We start from the raw sequence: 17,028 nt of genomic DNA, 5'->3' as shown, positions 1-17,028 counted from the left end.
CTTTCCTCATCGTATCACGCGCTTCAGGAAATTCTGCGTGCGCTCATGCTGGGGCGCGTCGAACACCTCGCCGGGCGGGCCCTCTTCCACCACGGCGCCCTGGTCGATGAAGATGACCTTGTGAGCAATCTCCCGCGCGAATTTCATTTCATGGGTAACGATGATCATCGTCATCCCCTCGCTGCTCAGGTCTTTCATGACTTCGAGCACTTCGCCCACAAGCTCCGGATCGAGCGCACTTGTGGGCTCATCGAAGAGCATTGCCTTGGGTGACATGGCAAGCGCGCGGGCAATGGCGACCCGCTGCTTCTGCCCGCCGGAGAGTTCGTCCGGATAGTGCGCCACATGGCCCGAAAGGCCCACACGCGCCAGCATGCGCCGTGCAATGTCATCGGCCTCGCCCTTGGGCAGGCCCAGGCTGTAGATCAAACCTTCGGTAACATTGCCGAGCGCGGTGCGGTGGGGAAAAAGCGCGAAATCCTGGAACACCATGCCAAGCTTGCGCCGCTCACGTGAGATTCGCGCCTCGGCATGAAGGCGGATGCGGCCGTCAACCACATCATAGTAAGCACGCGTGCCCTCAATGAAGATTTCGCCAGAGTTAGGCTGCTCCAGCAGATTGATGCAGCGCAAGAGTGTCGATTTGCCGGACCCCGAGGGCCCGATGATGCAGGTGACTTCGCCCGTCTTGAAGGTTTCGCTTACGCCCTTGAGAACCTCATGATTGCCGAAACTCTTGCGGATGTCTGCAAGGCGGATCATGAGGGCCTCGCCCTGTAGCCGCGCTGCGTTCTCTGCTCCAGCCAGCGGACGAAGAGTGCAGCCGGATAGCCGACGGACAGATAGAGAAGGCCGGTCGCCGTGTAGATCGTGAAGTACTGGTAGGTTCGGGCCGAGATGATCTGGCCGGTGAAAGTCAGCTCCTGAACGGTGACAACCGAAGCAAGCGCCGTATCCTTGAACAGGGATATGAAATAATTGCCAAGCGTCGGCGTCACGATGCGGAGCGCCTGCGGCAGGATGATGCGCTGAAAGGCGCGGGCGCGGCTAAGGCCGATCGTGGCCGCGGCTTCCCACTGGTTCCGTGGCACCGCAAGAATGCCGCCGCGATAGACTTCACTCATATACGCCGTGTAATTCAGCGTGAGGCCGAGCACGGCGGCAACGAAGGCATTGAGGTTGATCCCCATCGCTGGAAGCACGTAGTAGATATAGACGAGTTGCAGGAGAAGCGGCGTGCCGCGGATCACCTCGACATAGAGGGATACAACACCCCGCACTGCGCGGTAGGGCGACAAGCGGCACAGCGCCACGGGAATGGCCAGCACCAGCGCCAGTGTGATCACGATGAAGGTCAGAATGACGGTCAGCAGCAGGCCGTGAAGCAGCGCACCGCCATATTCGCGAACCACGTCGGTGTTGAAGAATTCCATGCCAGCGCCAGCCTGTTTCGTGGGAGATGGCCGGACAAGGCCGGCCATCCCACGGGAGTTCGGAAATGCGGGTGGTCTAGTTCAGCGGGAAATAGGTGAGGTTCCGGTTGCTGAGCCCGTATTTCTTGAGAATTTCGGACGCGATACCCGCACCCCAGATTTCATGCAGCGCAACGCCATAGGCCATGCGCAGCTGGCAATCGGCCGGACGCACGGCATAGCGCGCATAGCCATAGCCATATTTGAAGATAAGCTCTTCCGGAACAGCCACGCCTGCCACGATCTCGATGGGCGAGTCGGCGTTGGCCTTGATGTAGTCCAGCACCTTCACGTCATCTTCGAGAATGACATCGACCTTGCCGGTGCTGATCCCCGCGAACTCCGCGGCATCTTCCTGGAAGGGGGTGACTTCGATGCCGACCGAGCGCAGATATTCGTCAGCTGCAGAACCAGCAATGGCGCCAACCTTTTTGCCCTTCAGATCGTCGAAGGACTTGATCCCGGCGGGGTTGCCCTTCTGCGTGACGAGGGCGGGGCCGTACCACCAGGCGGGACCGGTGAAGGTGACAACCTTCAGGCGGTCAGGAGTCTGGTGAATATTGGAGGCCACGACGTCGATGCGGTTGGACAGCAGCATTGGAATGAGCTGGCCGAAGGGTGCAACTTCATATTTGATGTTGTCGATGCCAAGCCAGTGAAGTGCTGCCTCATTCAGTTCAACGTCAAGGCCGTCGGCCTTCTTGGTGTTCGGGTCCAGATTGGAATAAGGCGGGCTGGGGCTGATGCCCAGCGTAATGCCATCCGCCAGGGCCTTGTCCAGCGATCCGTCCGTACATCCCTTGAAACCGGCCTTGCCTTCGATCTGCTGGGCAAAGGCGGGCGTGGCGGCCAGAAGAAACATTGCGGCGAGAAGAACTCTCTTCGTTACCATCTTTCACTCCCTGTGCTGACGTTTTGGATATGTGCCGGTTCGCCTTGCGCCAATCCCTGGAAACCGGGGGCCCGCGCATGGCCGGCAGGAGGTGGCGCCGCAGCCTGCTGCCACTCTGAAATACAATTATCATATTTTATACATGTGACAATACGGATTCAAAGCCTCGCATGTGCAAAGGAGGGAGACAAAATCAACCCTAAAACGCAGGGTAATCGTGGAAAGTCACTTTTTCGGCCTATGATCTCCAATTCTTTTATCGTACTTTATATTGTGAAGCTTGGGTTTCCGCGCGGAGGGCGCGGCGCGGCATGAGGGATGCAGAACATGAAAATAGACGCAGTTGATTTTTTCTATTTGGCGATGCCCGTCATCACCACCGAAGGGGATGGCAGCCAGGATGCGCTGCTGGTGCGCGTGGCGGCCGGCGGGCACATCGGCTGGGGCGAATGCGAAGCCTCCCCCCTCACCTCCATCGCGGCCTATGTGGCGCCCATGTCGCATGGGGCCTGCCGGCCTGTGAGCGCTTCGGTTTTCGGCGAGGAACTGTCTTCTCCTGCCGATATCGCCCGCATTGCCCGTACCATTGAATGGAACAGCATGGACCTGCTGCAGGCACCCCACACATGGTCAGGAATCGAGATGGCCTTGTGGGACATTCTCGGGAAAGCCGCAGGCGAACCCGTGTGGCGTTTGCTGGGCTATTCCAAGGCCTGGAAGAAGCTGCCCTATGCATCCGTCCTCTTCGGAGACACTCCGCAGGAAACGCTCGACAGCGCCAAGGCGATCCGCGCCAACAGCTATCGGGCTGCCAAATTCGGCTGGGGGCCCATCGGGCGCGGTACCGTGCAGGATGATGCAGACCAGTTTGCAGCGGCAAGGGAAGGCCTGGGGCCAGATGGTGTGCTGCTGATCGACGCCGGACAGATCTGGGGGGAGGATGTCGACGCCGCGGCCGCGCGCTTGGCCTCTCTGCAGAGTGTCGATGCCTATTGGCTGGAGGAGCCATTTCACGGCAGCGCCTATGAGGCTTATGCCGCATTGGCAGCGCGGGCGGGGAAGACAAGGCTGGCAGGCGGCGAGGCCGCGCACAATGTATTCATGGCGCGCCACACGATCGACTATGGCAAGGTGGGCTTCATCCAGATCGACTGCGGGCGGATCGGCGGTATTGGGCCTGCGAAGTCCATTGCAGACTATGCCGTCCAGAAGAACGTGACCTATGTGAACCATACCTTCACCTCGCACCTGGCATTGTCTGCATCGCTGCAGCCCTTTGCGGGCCTTAAGGACCACGTCATCTGCGAATATCCGGCAGCACCCAAGAAGCTGGCGCAGGAAATTGCCGCGAACCCAATTCTGCGGGACTCCAACGGCGAGATCTCAGTGCCGGACGGGCCGGGCCTGGGAATAGAGGTGAACACCCAGGCTATCGAGAAATACATCATCGACGTGAAGATCGAAGTGAACGGCCGCCCTCTCTTCGCGTCACGCAGGCTTACATAGGGTGCGCCGCGGATGAGCAGCACGGAATCGATCGTCGCCGTCTGGAACCGCGGGTCGCACGCGGATGTCGTCGGCTTCAAGCCGAGGGGCATCCAGGGCCGCGTGGTGAACAGCCTTGGTGAGCGCATCGTGTGCGGTTTCTATCCGCCAGGCAGCCTGCTGCCGCGCGAAAGCGAGTTGATGGATAGCTACAAGGCAAGCCGCACATCAATTCGTGAAGTGATCAAGATTCTCTCTGCAAAAGGCCTGGTCGAGACACGCCAGAAAATCGGAACCCGTGTTCTGGAACGCAGCAGCTGGAACATCTTCGATCCTGACGTTCTGCTCTGGCATCCGTTCGACACGGCAGGCCATGACATTCTGCGTGACCTGATCGAAATGCGTCAGCTGGTGGAGCCGCCGGCAGCCCGCTTTGCTGCGACGCGGGCCACACTCGATGACATCGAGCGCATCAGGGCCAGCTGCGAAGACATGCGCCTCGCCATGGGTGACATGACCGCCTATGCGCAGGCAGATGTGCGCTTTCACATGGCCGTGTTCGAAGCTTCGCACAATGCCATGCTCGATCGTTTCGGACACATCGTTGCAAACTTCCTGCAGATCAGCTTTCGCATTCAGCAAGAAGCCCTCGATACCAACAACAACCTCATCGAGGATGACTGGAACAACCATTTCCGGATCTATGAGGCGATCAACCGCAGCGACCCTGCTGCAGCGGAGGAACTCATGCTGCGCGTCGTCCTCCATGGCAAGGCATCGCTTCAGAAGGCGCGCCAGTCCATCAGAGCATAGCGAGACGGTGTGCGGGGGCCGGCCGGATCAGAACATGGCAGGGGTGCAGGCGCACACAACGACGGCAATGACCTTGCCGACGTTGCGCAATCTGTAGGGCTGCCTGCCGATCAGCTGATAGCCGCCACCCGTCGTCAGCACGTTTTTCCTGCCATCGACTTCAACTTCGATGGTGCCGCGGATCACCACAGCGGCCGTTTCGCCATCATGGGCGATGGGATCGTCTCCCGTGCTGGCACCGGGCTGATAGCGCTCGATGAAGACCTGTAGCTTCTTGTCCCGCCGCTCACTTCCCAGCACGCGAAGGTCGGCCGCACCGCGGGTGACCACCGCGAGATCTTCCGCCTGGTAGAACAGGACGTTCTGCTGCGAGACCGGCAGTGCGAAGAAATCCGCAATTGAAATGGGGATGGCGGAGAGCAGCCGATGAAGCGATGCCAGTGACGGGGCGTGCGCTTCCTGTTCGATGAGGGATACCGTGGCGTTGGTGACGCCGGCGCGCTTGGCGAGCTCCCGCTGGGTGAGCCCCGCGGCCTCGCGGATGGCGCGAAGCCGGGCGCCCACGGCCAAATCGCTGGCGCGGCCACGCGAAGGTGAAGGTGTTCCCTTTTTCCCAGCCTTCTTCCGCGTGGCGGTGGAACGGGCTGTCTTCGGGGCAGGCACCAACGGCTTCTTCAATGTTCATCTCCTGTGACAGCGGCCTCTTTGCGGCGGCTCGCCTGAAACGTCAACCGCATGAAGCCCGGCCAGTCTCCGCCCGGTCTTGCGGTGTTAAATACATTGTGTCATGTTGCAAAAAAATTAAACACGCGCCTGGAGGGACGGATGGATACGCTGGCTGAGATCAAACAGCTTTCGGGCAAGCTGTTCATGGACGGGGCGCTGCGTTCAAGCCAGTCGACCACCATGCTTGACATCGTGGAACCTGCGACGGAGGACGTGATCGGCTTCATCGCCGATGCGACAGACGCGGAAGTTGACGAAGCGATCAGCATCGCCGCCATGGCCAGAAAGACGTGGAACGCCATTGATGCCCGCAGCCGTGCCGTGACGCTCCACGAGATCGCTGCCCTCATCCGCAAGGACAAGGCGCGGTATGCGGAGTTCCTGACCCGTGAGGAAGGAAAGCCTTTCAAGGAATCCGTCGACGAAGTGTCGTGGTGCGCGACAGCGATCGATTATTATGCCGAACTTGCCCGCCATGAGCAGGGCCGCATCGCCGGGTCCACCGTGCCTGGCCAGTTTCACTTCAGCATCAAGGAGCCTTTGGGCACCATCGTCATCATCCTGCCGTTCAACTATCCACTGGTCTTGCTGTGCTGGGAAGCGGCCGCGGCCCTCGCCGCTGGCAATGCGGTGATCGTGAAGCCGCATGAGCAGACAAGCATTACCACGCTAAAATTCATGGAACTCTTCGCTGGCCTGCCCGCCGGGCTGATTCAGGCCGTCACCGGCGGTGCGCGCGTGGGCCAGCGGCTCGTGTCCAGCAAGGATACTCATGGTGTGGCCTATACGGGTTCGGTCGCCGTTGGTCAGGCCGTTGCCCGCAGCTGTGCGGAGAGCTTCAAGCCCTGCCTGATCGAAGCATCTGGGAATGACCCCTTCATCGTGATGCCGTCAGCGCCAATGGAGCAGGCCGTGCGGGGCGCTGCCTTCGCGGCCTACCTGAACTGCGGCCAGGTCTGTACCTCCGCTGAGCGCTTCTATGTGCATCAGGATATCTATGACGAGTTCGCCAGCCGTCTGGCGGATGAGGCCCGCAAGCTGCGCGTCGGCAATGGCCTCGAACTCGTGGATGTGGGCCCCATGGCAACGCGCCGCCAGCGGGAGCGCTTCGAAGGCATGATGGCAACGGCCCGCCAGCAAGGCGCAAAGGTGGCCGCAGGTGGCGGGCGCCCTGCCGGCCTCAACCGTGGCTGGTTCGTGGAGCCCACCGTCCTGACGGACGTGACGCCTGACATGGAGATCCTTAACGAGGAGCCGTTCGGACCCGTCGCACCACTCTGCCGCGTCAAGAATTTCGATGAGGCCATCACCCTCGCAAACCAGTCCCGCTTTGGATTGGGGGGAAATCTCTATTCGCTCGACTCCCGCGAGATATTCCGTGCCGTGAATGAAATTCAATCCGGCATACTTTGGATCAATGCTCCTCTTCTGGACAATGACGCCCTGCCCTTTGGCGGACGAAAGCTGTCCGGCACGGGCCGGCAGCTTGGCCCAGAGGGGCTTTCGCAGTTCCAGAACACAAAATTCGTGATGATCGATCCACGCGCAGAAAACCAGGATTTCTGGTGGTTCCCCTATGCCAAGGAAGAGAGCTTCAAGGGCGCCTGACTTGCAATGACAAGGCCGCAAAGGCCGGTTTGGAAACGCACAGCAAAGGAGAGACGCATGCCAGCGGAGAAACTGAATCCGGAGCTGGAGCGAAGGCTCAAGCTTCTCGAAAACCCTGCGGAACAGGGTGAGGACTATGATGCGGTCAGCTGGGCCTGGCTGCTGTTCCTGGGGGTGGTCCTTCCGGTCATCGCGCTGGTGTGGGGGTGGCGGATATGAGCTCCGTTCCACATCAGCATCTTGAAACGCTTCTTGAGGCCGACAAAAACGCCTGGCCCCTCCTCAAGCATGAGCGCAACTGGGGCAGCTGGAAGCTTGGCATTTCCCTCGTCACCGCCGCTGCAGCAACCTGGTGCTACATCATCGGTGAATATGTTGGATATTATCTGAACTTCGACAAGGGCTTTGCGGCACTCTTCGCGGGAAGCATGATCGGCATGCTGATCGTGGCGCTCGCAGCAGGCCCCATCTGCCTGCGGTTCGGCGTCGACTCGATTGCGTCCACCAAGCCCACATTCGGCTCACGTGGCTGGATCATTCCGGCTGCGATGCAGCAGATCTCGATCGTCGGCTGGAACTCGCTGCTCTTGATCTTCTTCGCCAAGTCTACAACGCAGCTCCTCATTGCTATCGGAGCCATAACGGATGGCAGCAGCCGGATCATCGTGCCGGCAACGGTCCTGCTGGCCTGCGGCATCGTTTTCCTCGTCCTGCTGAGAGGATCGAGCGGCGTGGACCGCGTGGCGAAGATCCTCGTGGCGCATGTCTTCGTCGGTGGTTGGATGCTCTATATTCTCGTCAGCCAGAGATGGGGCGATCTCACGGCGGCTGTGCCCGCATATGCGTCAACGAGCCCTGTCTGGAATTACACGACGGGCGTCGAAATCGGAATTGTCTCGCTGCTTTCCTGGTGGCCCTATCTCGGTGCCATGATCCGCATGGCGCCCAATGGGCGGACCGCGGCCCTTCCCATCATGGTCGGCATGGGCGCGCCCGTGCCGCTGCTCTCGCTCATCGGCATTGCCGGGATACTGGTGCTGCAAGTCTCAGATCCCGCCGAATGGATGCGGACCGTGGGCGGACCGACCTACGGCATCATTGCACTGATCTTCGTCGCAGCAGCCAATCTGGGAACGGCAGTGGCCGGTGTCTATGCGTCAGCAATCGGGCTTCGCCACTTCCCGGCGCTTGAAAACATGTCGTGGACAACGCTTCTGCTGCTCGCGATTGGTCCGGTGATCCTGGTTGGACTGTTCATCCCTGAACTGTTCTTTGCCAATTTCGGCACGTTCCTGGCCTTCATCGGCCTGGCCTTCGCGCCGCTCTGCGGCATCCAGATCACGGATTACTACTTCCTGCGCAAGCGCAAGATCAGCATCCGCTGCATCTTCTCAGGCGGTGCGCATTCAGGCTACTGGTTCAACGGCGGCTTCAACATCGCAGCCATTCTCGCCATGGCCGCGGGCTGCGGCACCTACCGGTTTCTTTTGAACCCGATCACCTATGAGAGCCACTTCCCCTATGAATATGTCACGGCCTCGCTTCCAGCCGCAGTCATCGCAGGGCTCGTCTATGCCCTGGTGACTGTGCTGGTGAACAAGCCGAACAAGAAGGGTGCTTATAACTGAGACGTTCAAATGCCAGCGATGTGGGCCTTGATGAGGCTGTTCACATCGCTGGCCTTTTCCATGAACACCATGTGGCCCGCATCATCGAAGACCACGACCTTCGCGCCGGGAAGCGCTTCAGCGTGGGCGGCGGGGATGATCTCGTCCTGCTTGCCCCAGATGACGAGTGTGGGCGGCCCATCGCCTGAGGCCAGCCTTTCGCCCGGTCGATCCTGCTGCGTGCCGCCGCCGAATAGGGCGCGTGAGAGCTCCTTCAACAGCGTATCGACTCCATCGATGCGCTTGTACTTCAGGACGTCTTCCACCAGCTGGCGGCTGACCAGGCTCTTGTCCGCGAAAAGCTGCTCGAGCACAGGCTTCAGATCCTTGCGGCCCTGCGCGGCAACGTAGGATTCGACGTAGCCGCCAATCTCAGATCCCAACCCCGCGGAGCAGATGAGGGTGAGCGATTCAACCTTCGCCGGATCTTCTGCCGCGAGCTGCATGGCGATCGCGCCTCCCATCGAATGTCCGACGAGGTGCGCGCTACTTATGCCCAGCCTCTCCATGAAGTCCGACACAGTGTCAGTGAGCGCGGCAAGCCCCGGCCTATCCAGCTTCTTGACCGATTGGCCATGCCCCGGCAAATCCAGCGCATAAACGGTTGCGCCCTCGCTCAAGGCATCGATGTTGAACAGCCAGTTGTCCAGATCGCCGCCGAAACCATGGATCAGGAGGATCGTGTCTTTGCCCGTGCCGCGCCGCGCATAGCGCACAGACCCCGCCCGCGTGTCGATGAACTCATGCTTGGGGCCCTGGTCCTCGTCGTCTTCATCGGCAGAAGGGGCAACATAGCTCGCCACAAACGCATCGATTTCCGCCTCCGGCACGGCAGGGTCGGCAATGACGCCGAGAAGCGTCTTCACGGGATAGATAGTGTCCGGCTGGCCCACGCGCCGCCGGAGCACGCCGGACTCATTTGCTTCCACCGATCCCGCGATCTTGTCGGTCTCGACCTCAAGGATCGCGTCTCCGGGGCTGATCTTCGAACCATCGTCCAGGAGCCAGCCCGTCACCTTTCCCTCCTTCATGGAGAGACCCCATTTGGGCATGATGATCGGTACGATACGGCTATCAGTCATCGTCACATCCTCAATCTATGTGTTTCCGCGTCTCACTGCGCCATGGACCGCTTGACAGCCTTTGCGATTGCATCCGCTGATGGAATGTAGAGGTCCTCCAGCACAGGCGAGAAGGGCACGGGCGTGTGCGGCGCCGTCACCATCTGAATGGGGCCTTTGAGCGCCTTGAAACATTCCTGCGAGATCATGGCGGACACATCCGATGCGATGGAGCAGCGCGGATGAGCTTCATCCACGCAGACGAGATGGCCGGTACGCTCGACACTGTCGATCACCGTATCCCAGTCGATGGGCGAGAGGGTGCGAAGATCGATCACCTCACATTCGATGCCCTGCTTAGCGAGCGCTGCGGCGGCCTCCATTGAGCGATGAACCATCATGCCATAGGTGACAATGGTAACATGCTTGCCGTCACGCATCACATTCGCCTCGCCAAACGGAATGGCGTAAGACTCGGCCGGCACATCCGTCTCCAACCCATAAAGATTCTTGTGCTCGCAGAAGATCACCGGATCATTGTCCCGGATGGACTGGATCAGGAGGCCCTTTGCATCATAGGCGTTGGAAGGGCACACCACCTTGAGGCCGGGAATATGCACGAACAGTGGCGTCAGCATCTGGCTGTGCTGGGCAGCGGCGCGAAAGCCCGCCCCTACCATGGCGCGGATGACGATCGGCGTTTCCGCCTTGCCGCCAAACATATATCTGAACTTGGCGGCCTGATTGAAGATCTGGTCGAAGCAGACACCCATGAAATCGAGGAACATGAGTTCGGCCACCGGCCGCATGCCGCAGGCGGCAGCGCCCACCGCAGCGCCGATATAGGCGGATTCGGAGAGTGGCGTATCGAGCAGGCGGCCCTTGTACTTGGCGTGCAGGCCCTTGGTGACGCCAAGAACCCCGCCCCAGGCGTCTTCCTCACCATCACCGCCGGCGCCGCCCACGATGTCTTCGCCCATCACGATCACACTTGGATCGCGGGCCATTTCCTGGTCGAGCGCCTCGTTCAGTGCCTGGCGCATGCTTATCTTGCGTGCCATTTTTCTTCTCCTTCGCGCTCAGTAGCTGACATAAACATCGGTGACGAGGTCCGCTGCGGTCGGCAGCGGTGCGGCCTTGGCAAAGGCCGTGGCATCCTCGATCTGCGCCAGCACCTCACGATCGATGGCGTCAAGCTCACTGCGGCTGATCACACCCGCCTCCGTCACCCGCTGCGCGAACATCTTGAGGCAGTCCTTGTTGGCGCGGATGTCGTCAAGTTCGCCCTTGCCACGATAGGTTTGCTGGTCGCCTTCGAAATGGCCATACATGCGCACCATCTTGCATTCGAGCAATGCGGGCCCCCCGCCTTCGCGCGCTCGCTTGATGATCTCGCCTGCCACTTCATACACGGCGAAGAAATCGAGCCCGTCGACCGTAACGCCGGGAAGGCCGAAGCCCGCGGCGCGGTCCACATAGGAATCGACAGCGACGGCATAATCGCGTGACGTCGATTCAGCATAGCCATTGTTCTCCACCACGAAGATCACCGGCAGGTTCCACACGGCAGCAAGGTTGAGGCTTTCCAGGAAGGTGCCCTGGTTGGACGCACCGTCACCCACAAATGAAATCGCCACGCCGCCATCGCCCCGGTACTTGGCCGCGAGGCCCGCGCCGCAAACCAGAGGCGCACCCGCACCGAGAATGCCATTGGCGCCCATCATGCCCTTGGAGAGGTCTGCAATATGCATGGAGCCGCCCTTGCCGCGGCAGGAGCCTGAATCCCGCCCATATATTTCTGCCATCATCGCGCGGGGGTCCACTCCCTTGGCGATGCAGTGGCCATGGCCGCGGTGGGTGGAGGCGATACGGTCCTTGTCCTCCAAATGCATCATGATGCCGGTTCCGGCCGCCTCTTCACCTGCATAGAGATGGACGAAGCCTGGAATATCGCCCGTGGCGAATTCGGTGTGGAGGCGCTCCTCAAACTCGCGGATGGTGCGCATCGTGCGGTAGGCTTGAAGAAGTCCGGGCTTGTCGAGCGGGAATATTCCGGTGGTGCTGTTCGGCGCGGTCATCATAATCCTCCCATGCTTTGTCTTTTATGATCTTGAGTCATTCTCATCAGCCCGTGGCGTGAGGCATATTGCATGCAGCCGCCCACATTCACGGTGCTGAAGGCGTCGGGCACGAGTTCGATGGTCACATCGTCATCGCGCGTGAAGGAAAGCTCGCGTTCGCCGTCGAGTGCGATGGAACCGTCGCTGATCGATGGGCGGTAGATCTGGTTGGGCTGCATGGGCCCATAGTCCCGAATGCCGATGCCGCGCATGTAGCCAGGTGCAATCGGCGTATCGAGAATGATGTTGGCCTCATCTTCGGGCGCCAGGCGCACGTGAAGCCCATTCGGCTCCAGCCGCGTCACGGGCGTGAGCAGCCCTGCAATGGCTGACATGCCGATCACCTCCGGATCGGCGAAGGTTACGAAAAGCTCCCGGAATGTCTCGGTTCGCCACAGGGCGCGGGCTCCGACATAGCGCTCAGTCACCACCGCAACATCGACCAGCGCAATTTCCTCATGGCCGTTTACCCGGACGGCGATCTTCTTGTTGGGAAGGAACGCATGGACCGGCGGCACTTTTCCCGTCACCGCAAGGCCCACCGCAAGCCCCGTTATGGTGGGCTCCCGATGTTCAGGAAAAGCATTGTTTGTGCCGGTCGAGATTCCGGCGATGGGAACATCTCCGCAGGCGGTAACCACCGCGCGGTGGGTGCCGTCACCGCCGAGCACCACGATGGCCGCGACGCCCTTTTCCTTCATCAGCCGCGCGGCTTTCAGCGTGTCTTCGACGGTTCCGGAGATCTTGTAGTCAAGATATTCGAGCTTCGGAAAATGCTTGAGCCCCTGGTTCTCCGCCCTGTCGATCCCGCGGCAGACGTGATGCCGGATGCCACCGTTCTCCGGCATCATCCAGACGTGGTCAACACCGCAGGCCTTCACACAGGACAGAACGCGCAGCACGATATTGGCACGGTCGGTGATCTGGAGCGCCGTCGCATTCGCGATCACCCGGCGGATGTCGCGCGCGGAAACAGGATTGGCGATAATGCCGATAGCGCTTCCCATAGGCTCCCTGGTATTTGTTCTTATTGGCCTGTTGACGCAATGATCGCGCGCCGTAACCGGCTGTCAAGAGCAAAGCTGAACGATCTTGCGCTGCAGAAAGATTTTTGATGTTACGCTGCGCTGCACATGAGACTGCGATCCGCACAGTTCTTGGAGACATAACGAGCGAATTCTGTTCTGATCGTCGCACTGGCAAAATGGAAAGCAAGACATGGCGCTCAAACGCATGATCGTCGAGTTGGGAATGGGGACGGACCTGACAGGGGCGGACTATACGAAGGCCGCCGTGAGGGCCTTGAAGGATGCGCTCTGGCACAATTCGCTCACCATCGCGGCGGCACTCGGCCAGAAGCCTCAGGACATGCATGTGCGGGTGCTGATTGGCGTGCCAAAGCCGGAGAAGGTGGACAAGGAGGCAGTGGCTGCGGTTCTTCCCTATGGAACATCAACGGTAGAGGTTGTCGAAGGTGGACTTGAGATCATGAATGACGAAGGCACCAATCTCACCCTGATGGCCAATGCGGCGGCCATCGTCTACCTCGACATTGCGGAGAGGAACTGATGGCCCTGAAGCGCATCATCCTCGAAATGGGGCATGGTAACGACATGCATGGCGGCGATTACACCAAGGCAGCCCTGCGCGCCGTGCAGGACTGCATCCACCATTCTTCCCTGCCCTTCCTCCGCACACTCGACGTCGAGCCGAAGGCCATGCAGGTCGAAGTCACCATCGGCGTGCAGAAGCCTGAGAAGGTGGACACGGCCGCCGTTGCGGCCAGCCTGCCCCACGGCGAGGTGACGGTGAAGGTGGTGAAAGGTGGTCTGGACATCCTGGATGACGAGCGGGGCGGCGCCTCAGTTGTCGCCATGGCAACAGTCGCAGTACGGCTCGATCTCGAAGCGCATCTCGTCCGATCTGGTCAAGCTGATCGCTGAGGCCTCGCGCGCCTACTGCACGTCGATGCGGATAACGGCGAAGGCAAAGCCCTCCTCATCCTGCTGATCGGCAAAACTGTCCCGGGGCCCGAAGAGCCAGAGCGGGCCGCGCCCGCCCATTGCAAGGGGTTTTCCATCCGCTTCCACTGCGAGGATCAGCTTGCCCCGCGCCACATCATCGGCGGTGAATTCCGGTGCATAACCATCAATGGCCTGCACCAGTATCTTCTTGCCCTCCGCACCTGCAGCCTTCAGCACATCGGCAAGTGACGGGCCCGTGGCGGTGACTTCCCTTGGCCATTCATTGTATTTTGCCTTGGCCGTCTGCTGCGGCAGCGCCTTGAGATCGGCAAGCGTGAAGGTGAATCCCTTGTCGAATTTCACGTCAAGATGAGCGAACACCGCATCGTCGAACGGGTCCAGCGCTCCCCGGTTGGGATGGGCGACATTTCCAGTGACCGTCAGGACAACGGGCTCGCCGGCATCGCCCGCAATTGCGAACGGCGCAACGGCAATGCCGCTCACCAGGAGAATGAGCGCGAAGACCCAGTGACGGAGCATGGTACTTTCCTTTGTTGGCGAGAGTGAACGGATGTGCCGGAGCGTACGGGGGTGGACAGCCGCATTTTAGCACGCCGTTTCCGCAGCATGTCAAGTAAGCAAGATAAAATTTAAGATAAGGTGAGACGCGCGATTCACAACCCAGGCCAGGCGTGACTGGCCCCGCGCGCCAATCTCTGATGGTCCTTTGCCGTTACTGCGCGGTGAAGCCGCCATCAATCAGAATGGTCTGACCGGTGATCATGTCTGACGCGGAAGAGGCCAAGAAGAGAATGAGATCGGCCACCTCGGTCGTCCGCCCAAACCGGCCTGCCGGAATCTTGGCCTTCATGGGATCGCCCATGCTGGGATCGCCCCACACCATTTCACCCATGGGCGTCAGAATGACGGTGGGGCAGACGGAGTTGGATTGGATGTTGTGTTTTGCCCACTCCACCGTCATCACCTTCGTCAGCATGTTGAGGCCGCCCTTGGAGGCCCCATAGGCACCATGGTCGTCAAGCGCCACAACACCAGACTGCGACGAGATGTTGATGATTTTTCCAAGGCGCTGCTTGATCATGTTGGGAACCAGCGCCTGCGCCAGCAGATAAGGCGCCCGCAGATTGACATTGTTGACCCACTCCCAATCATCAACGGGGGTGTCGATGATGGATTTGATCGTTGTCACCCCGGCATTGTTGACAAGGATATCGATCGTCCCAAAAGCGCCGAGTGCCTGGCTCGCGGCATGCCTCGGCCCTTCAATGGTTGCAAGATCGGCCGCAATGGGCACGCAGCGCCGCCCGAGCACCTCGACTTCCCTCTGGATATCGGCAAGCCCCTGCTCATCTCGCCCGACAGCAGCAATATCCGCACCGGCATCTGCAAGAACACGGCATGTTTCAAAGCCTATGCCCTTGGTCGCACCAGTCACCATGGCGCGCCGGCCTTCCAGTGAGAAACGTTCAGTCCACTGCGGCATGTTCACCTCTCCATCGCCTCTTGCCTCGGCCCACACAAGCGGATTTGCTGTAGCATGATTCCACGGAACAGCCGTTTTTTACATTGCGGCTCTGTGCCGTCACCAGATGAAGTGGAGGAAACCGGATGAATGATGAACTTTTTGAGACGGGTCTCAAGAAGCGGAAGGATACGCTCGGCGCCGACTATGTAGATCAGAACCTGAAGGCAGCAGACGGCTTCACCAGGCCCTTTCAGGAAGCGATGACGGCGTGGTGCTGGGGGTTTGGCTGGGGCGATGAAACGATCGACGCCAAAACGCGCTCCATGATGAACCTGGCAATGCTGGGGGCACTCGGCAAGATGCATGAGTGGGAAATTCACTGCAATGGCGCGATCAACAATGGCGTGTCGGTTGACGAGATCCGGGCGATTGTTCACGTGGTGGGCATCTACTGCGGCGTGCCGCAGGCACTTGAATGCTTCCGCGCTGCCCGCAAGGTTCTGACAGACAGGGGAATGCTGCCCGCTCATGATCCAGCCCAACCCTGATCTCGCCGTCGGCGCGCGCCGCCTCGCCAGCTGGAACACACCCGCCCGCCGCCGCGAGAGCTTCCGGTCCCTGCATATGATCCACCGCCGCGGCCTAAGCTTTCGCGCGCCCCTCGTCCTGCCGCTTCGCCATGATGAAGATCCGGTGCTCGCCAGTCTACCTGGCATCTCTGCGCTCATGTCGGATCCCGCCTTCTGCACCCTTGTCATCGTGCAGGACGGCCGCATTGTCCTCGAACGCCATGCGGCGGATTTTGCCGCAGACCGTCTTCACAGCATCCAATCCGTCACCAAGAGCTTCGTTCATCTGGCGCTCGGGCGGCTGATTGCAGAAGGCAAGATCGATCCGCTCCATCCCATTGCGGATTATGTGCCGGCCCCCGGCGATGCCTATGCGCGGGCCAGCGTTCAGCAGGCTCTGGACATGAATGTGCCCAGCAATTTCGAAGAAGACTATGCCGCACCCTATTCTCCACCTCCGGCAAACGGCGCACCTGTCGGTTATGCGCGGCAGGAAATCGCCATGGGCTGGCGTCTGCCCCCTGCAGACGAGGCGGAGTTCGGTGTGCGCAGCTTCGCGGCCGGGCTAGTGGCAGGACCGGCAGGAAATGATAACGTCACGCGCTACGCCTCTCCGAATACTGACATGCTGGGCTGGATCATCGAGCAGGCCAGTGGTCGGCCGCTCTCCTCACATGTGGAAGGGATCGTTGCGGCCGCTGGGCTGGAATCCTCATTCCATATTTCCGCAGATTGCGACGGTGTGCCGGTGTTGAGCGGCGGCGGTGTGATGACCGCGCGTGATCTGGCGCGCTACGGGCTTCTCATCGCCCGCGGTGGAGCGGGCGTTGACGGGAGCGAGGTGGGGAGTGCCCCATTCCTGGCGGATGCCATGAGCGGAGCTGGTACCTCCTATGGCGGAAGCCCGCAGCTTCGCTACCGTAACCACCTGATGAGCAATGGAACATGGGCCGGTCACCCGGGCTTTGCGGGGCAGTTTCTCATGGTCGACCCGGCAAAGCGCGCCGCCGCCGCCTTCTTCAGTGTCCTCGAGACGGAATTTGGCGATCGCGACGGGTATTTCGCAGCGATCATTTCGGCTCTCTCGGCAGCGCTGCAGAGGCTGGATTGACCTCCACAAGGTCCATCGGCGAAATCGCTGCGTTGCTGTCGGATTTCTGACAAA

General features: G+C 60.3%; 19 protein-coding genes. 9 read left to right on the top strand and 10 right to left on the bottom strand.

Features of this window, described 5'->3' with window-relative positions:
- Nucleotides 1-6: 6 nt before the first annotated feature.
- The 3 genes from ACO06F_RS15765 to ACO06F_RS15755 all read right to left on the bottom strand — a co-directional run bounded on the left by ACO06F_RS15765 (nt 7) and on the right by ACO06F_RS15755 (nt 2,364).
- Nucleotides 7-762 carry an amino acid ABC transporter ATP-binding protein gene (locus ACO06F_RS15765; protein WP_421693697.1) on the bottom strand — a complete coding sequence of 252 codons (756 nt, stop codon included), beginning with the start codon at nt 760-762 and terminating at the stop codon, nt 7-9.
- Entirely contained in the window at nt 759-1,433 is a 675-nt protein-coding gene (locus ACO06F_RS15760; RefSeq protein WP_421693696.1) for an amino acid ABC transporter permease, read from the bottom strand. The genes ACO06F_RS15765 and ACO06F_RS15760 overlap by 4 nt, the downstream gene beginning before the upstream one ends.
- 76 nt (nt 1,434-1,509) lie before the next feature.
- The gene (locus ACO06F_RS15755; RefSeq protein WP_421693695.1) at nt 1,510-2,364 is read right to left on the bottom strand and encodes a transporter substrate-binding domain-containing protein; all 855 of its coding nucleotides are present in this window, start codon (nt 2,362-2,364) and stop codon (nt 1,510-1,512) included.
- 327 nt (nt 2,365-2,691) lie between these two features.
- Between ACO06F_RS15755 and ACO06F_RS15750 the strand changes: the two genes are divergently transcribed.
- Both ACO06F_RS15750 and ACO06F_RS15745 read left to right on the top strand, forming a co-directional pair.
- The gene (locus ACO06F_RS15750) at nt 2,692-3,870 is read left to right on the top strand and encodes a mandelate racemase/muconate lactonizing enzyme family protein (RefSeq protein WP_421693694.1); all 1,179 of its coding nucleotides are present in this window, start codon (nt 2,692-2,694) and stop codon (nt 3,868-3,870) included.
- A gap of 12 nt (nt 3,871-3,882) precedes the next feature.
- The gene (locus tag ACO06F_RS15745) at nt 3,883-4,662 is read left to right on the top strand and encodes a FadR/GntR family transcriptional regulator (protein ID WP_421693693.1); all 780 of its coding nucleotides are present in this window, start codon (nt 3,883-3,885) and stop codon (nt 4,660-4,662) included.
- Between the two features lie 27 nt (nt 4,663-4,689).
- On the opposite strand, the gene ACO06F_RS15740 is transcribed toward ACO06F_RS15745, so the two are convergent.
- Nucleotides 4,690-5,340 carry a helix-turn-helix domain-containing protein gene (locus ACO06F_RS15740; protein WP_421693692.1) on the bottom strand — a complete coding sequence of 217 codons (651 nt, stop codon included), beginning with the start codon at nt 5,338-5,340 and terminating at the stop codon, nt 4,690-4,692.
- Between the two features lie 147 nt (nt 5,341-5,487).
- Here ACO06F_RS15740 and ACO06F_RS15735 point away from each other — a divergent pair, with 147 nt between their 5' ends.
- The 3 genes from ACO06F_RS15735 to ACO06F_RS15725 are packed head-to-tail and all read left to right on the top strand — an operon-like array spanning nt 5,488 to nt 8,624.
- Nucleotides 5,488-6,996, top strand: coding sequence for an aldehyde dehydrogenase family protein (locus ACO06F_RS15735; RefSeq protein WP_421693691.1), 1,509 nt, complete (start codon nt 5,488-5,490; stop codon nt 6,994-6,996).
- 57 nt (nt 6,997-7,053) lie between these two features.
- On the top strand, nt 7,054-7,215 hold the full coding sequence (locus ACO06F_RS15730) for a hypothetical protein (RefSeq protein WP_421693690.1): 162 nt from the start codon (nt 7,054-7,056) through the stop codon (nt 7,213-7,215).
- Complete coding sequence (locus ACO06F_RS15725) at nt 7,212-8,624, top strand: cytosine permease (protein ID WP_421693689.1); 1,413 nt, start codon at nt 7,212-7,214, stop codon at nt 8,622-8,624. The genes ACO06F_RS15730 and ACO06F_RS15725 overlap by 4 nt, the downstream gene beginning before the upstream one ends.
- A 5-nt stretch (nt 8,625-8,629) precedes the next feature.
- Here the strand turns inward: ACO06F_RS15725 and ACO06F_RS15720 are convergent, their stop codons facing one another.
- Genes ACO06F_RS15720 through ACO06F_RS15705 form a run of 4 tightly spaced genes read right to left on the bottom strand, consistent with a single transcriptional unit; the run spans nt 8,630 to nt 12,851 of the window.
- Nucleotides 8,630-9,745, bottom strand: coding sequence for an acetoin dehydrogenase dihydrolipoyllysine-residue acetyltransferase subunit (locus ACO06F_RS15720; RefSeq protein ID WP_421693688.1), 1,116 nt, complete (start codon nt 9,743-9,745; stop codon nt 8,630-8,632).
- A gap of 32 nt (nt 9,746-9,777) precedes the next feature.
- On the bottom strand, nt 9,778-10,785 hold the full coding sequence (locus tag ACO06F_RS15715) for an alpha-ketoacid dehydrogenase subunit beta (RefSeq protein ID WP_421693687.1): 1,008 nt from the start codon (nt 10,783-10,785) through the stop codon (nt 9,778-9,780).
- A gap of 18 nt (nt 10,786-10,803) precedes the next feature.
- Nucleotides 10,804-11,805, bottom strand: a complete 1,002-nt coding sequence (locus ACO06F_RS15710) for a thiamine pyrophosphate-dependent dehydrogenase E1 component subunit alpha (protein ID WP_421693686.1) — start codon at nt 11,803-11,805, stop codon at nt 10,804-10,806.
- Nucleotides 11,802-12,851: an ATP-NAD kinase family protein gene (locus tag ACO06F_RS15705; protein WP_421693685.1), complete on the bottom strand. Its 1,050-nt coding sequence runs from the start codon at nt 12,849-12,851 to the stop codon at nt 11,802-11,804. Before ACO06F_RS15705 ends, ACO06F_RS15710 begins: the two co-directional genes overlap by 4 nt.
- A 211-nt stretch (nt 12,852-13,062) precedes the next feature.
- Between ACO06F_RS15705 and ACO06F_RS15700 the strand changes: the two genes are divergently transcribed.
- Entirely contained in the window at nt 13,063-13,413 is a 351-nt protein-coding gene (locus ACO06F_RS15700; protein WP_421693684.1) for a Lin0512 family protein, read from the top strand.
- The gene (locus ACO06F_RS15695; RefSeq protein WP_421693683.1) at nt 13,413-13,787 is read left to right on the top strand and encodes a Lin0512 family protein; all 375 of its coding nucleotides are present in this window, start codon (nt 13,413-13,415) and stop codon (nt 13,785-13,787) included. The genes ACO06F_RS15700 and ACO06F_RS15695 overlap by 1 nt, the downstream gene beginning before the upstream one ends.
- A 12-nt stretch (nt 13,788-13,799) precedes the next feature.
- On the opposite strand, the gene ACO06F_RS15690 is transcribed toward ACO06F_RS15695, so the two are convergent.
- Both ACO06F_RS15690 and ACO06F_RS15685 read right to left on the bottom strand, forming a co-directional pair.
- The gene (locus ACO06F_RS15690; RefSeq protein ID WP_421693682.1) at nt 13,800-14,348 is read right to left on the bottom strand and encodes a molybdopterin-dependent oxidoreductase; all 549 of its coding nucleotides are present in this window, start codon (nt 14,346-14,348) and stop codon (nt 13,800-13,802) included.
- Between the two features lie 193 nt (nt 14,349-14,541).
- Nucleotides 14,542-15,312: an SDR family NAD(P)-dependent oxidoreductase gene (locus tag ACO06F_RS15685; protein ID WP_421693681.1), complete on the bottom strand. Its 771-nt coding sequence runs from the start codon at nt 15,310-15,312 to the stop codon at nt 14,542-14,544.
- Between the two features lie 125 nt (nt 15,313-15,437).
- On the opposite strand from ACO06F_RS15685, the gene ACO06F_RS15680 reads away from it, so the two are divergent.
- Together ACO06F_RS15680 and ACO06F_RS15675 are read left to right on the top strand one after the other, a co-directional pair.
- Nucleotides 15,438-15,842 (top strand): carboxymuconolactone decarboxylase family protein, encoded by a 405-nt coding sequence (locus ACO06F_RS15680; RefSeq protein WP_421693680.1) that lies wholly within the window; start codon nt 15,438-15,440, stop codon nt 15,840-15,842.
- Nucleotides 15,823-16,974 (top strand): serine hydrolase domain-containing protein, encoded by a 1,152-nt coding sequence (locus tag ACO06F_RS15675; protein ID WP_421693679.1) that lies wholly within the window; start codon nt 15,823-15,825, stop codon nt 16,972-16,974. The genes ACO06F_RS15680 and ACO06F_RS15675 overlap by 20 nt, the downstream gene beginning before the upstream one ends.
- Nucleotides 16,975-17,028: the final 54 nt, after the last annotated feature.

It is taken from the genome of Aestuariivirga sp. (genome assembly GCF_965227715.1).
In the GTDB taxonomy this organism is placed as follows: Bacteria; Pseudomonadota; Alphaproteobacteria; order Rhizobiales; family Aestuariivirgaceae; genus Aestuariivirga.
Note: the sequence above shows the minus strand (reverse complement) of the source record. Positions and strands in the feature narration are given on the sequence as shown.

Bases quoted from the DNA above. Each gene is read 5' to 3' on its own strand.
- ACO06F_RS15765 (WP_421693697.1), bottom strand. From the start codon at position 762: ATGATCCGCCTTGCAGACATCCGCAAGAGTTTCGGCAATCATGAGGTT.
- ACO06F_RS15760 (WP_421693696.1), bottom strand. From the start codon at position 1,433: ATGGAATTCTTCAACACCGACGTGGTTCGCGAATATGGCGGTGCGCTG.
- ACO06F_RS15755 (WP_421693695.1), bottom strand. From the start codon at position 2,364: ATGGTAACGAAGAGAGTTCTTCTCGCCGCAATGTTTCTTCTGGCCGCC.
- ACO06F_RS15750 (WP_421693694.1), top strand. From the start codon at position 2,692: ATGAAAATAGACGCAGTTGATTTTTTCTATTTGGCGATGCCCGTCATC.
- ACO06F_RS15745 (WP_421693693.1), top strand. From the start codon at position 3,883: ATGAGCAGCACGGAATCGATCGTCGCCGTCTGGAACCGCGGGTCGCAC.
- ACO06F_RS15735 (WP_421693691.1), top strand. From the start codon at position 5,488: ATGGATACGCTGGCTGAGATCAAACAGCTTTCGGGCAAGCTGTTCATG.
- ACO06F_RS15730 (WP_421693690.1), top strand. From the start codon at position 7,054: ATGCCAGCGGAGAAACTGAATCCGGAGCTGGAGCGAAGGCTCAAGCTT.
- ACO06F_RS15725 (WP_421693689.1), top strand. From the start codon at position 7,212: ATGAGCTCCGTTCCACATCAGCATCTTGAAACGCTTCTTGAGGCCGAC.
- ACO06F_RS15720 (WP_421693688.1), bottom strand. From the start codon at position 9,745: ATGACTGATAGCCGTATCGTACCGATCATCATGCCCAAATGGGGTCTC.
- ACO06F_RS15715 (WP_421693687.1), bottom strand. From the start codon at position 10,785: ATGGCACGCAAGATAAGCATGCGCCAGGCACTGAACGAGGCGCTCGAC.
- ACO06F_RS15710 (WP_421693686.1), bottom strand. From the start codon at position 11,805: ATGATGACCGCGCCGAACAGCACCACCGGAATATTCCCGCTCGACAAG.
- ACO06F_RS15705 (WP_421693685.1), bottom strand. From the start codon at position 12,851: ATGGGAAGCGCTATCGGCATTATCGCCAATCCTGTTTCCGCGCGCGAC.
- ACO06F_RS15700 (WP_421693684.1), top strand. From the start codon at position 13,063: ATGGCGCTCAAACGCATGATCGTCGAGTTGGGAATGGGGACGGACCTG.
- ACO06F_RS15695 (WP_421693683.1), top strand. From the start codon at position 13,413: ATGGCCCTGAAGCGCATCATCCTCGAAATGGGGCATGGTAACGACATG.
- ACO06F_RS15690 (WP_421693682.1), bottom strand. From the start codon at position 14,348: ATGCTCCGTCACTGGGTCTTCGCGCTCATTCTCCTGGTGAGCGGCATT.
- ACO06F_RS15685 (WP_421693681.1), bottom strand. From the start codon at position 15,312: ATGCCGCAGTGGACTGAACGTTTCTCACTGGAAGGCCGGCGCGCCATG.
- ACO06F_RS15680 (WP_421693680.1), top strand. From the start codon at position 15,438: ATGAATGATGAACTTTTTGAGACGGGTCTCAAGAAGCGGAAGGATACG.
- ACO06F_RS15675 (WP_421693679.1), top strand. From the start codon at position 15,823: ATGATCCAGCCCAACCCTGATCTCGCCGTCGGCGCGCGCCGCCTCGCC.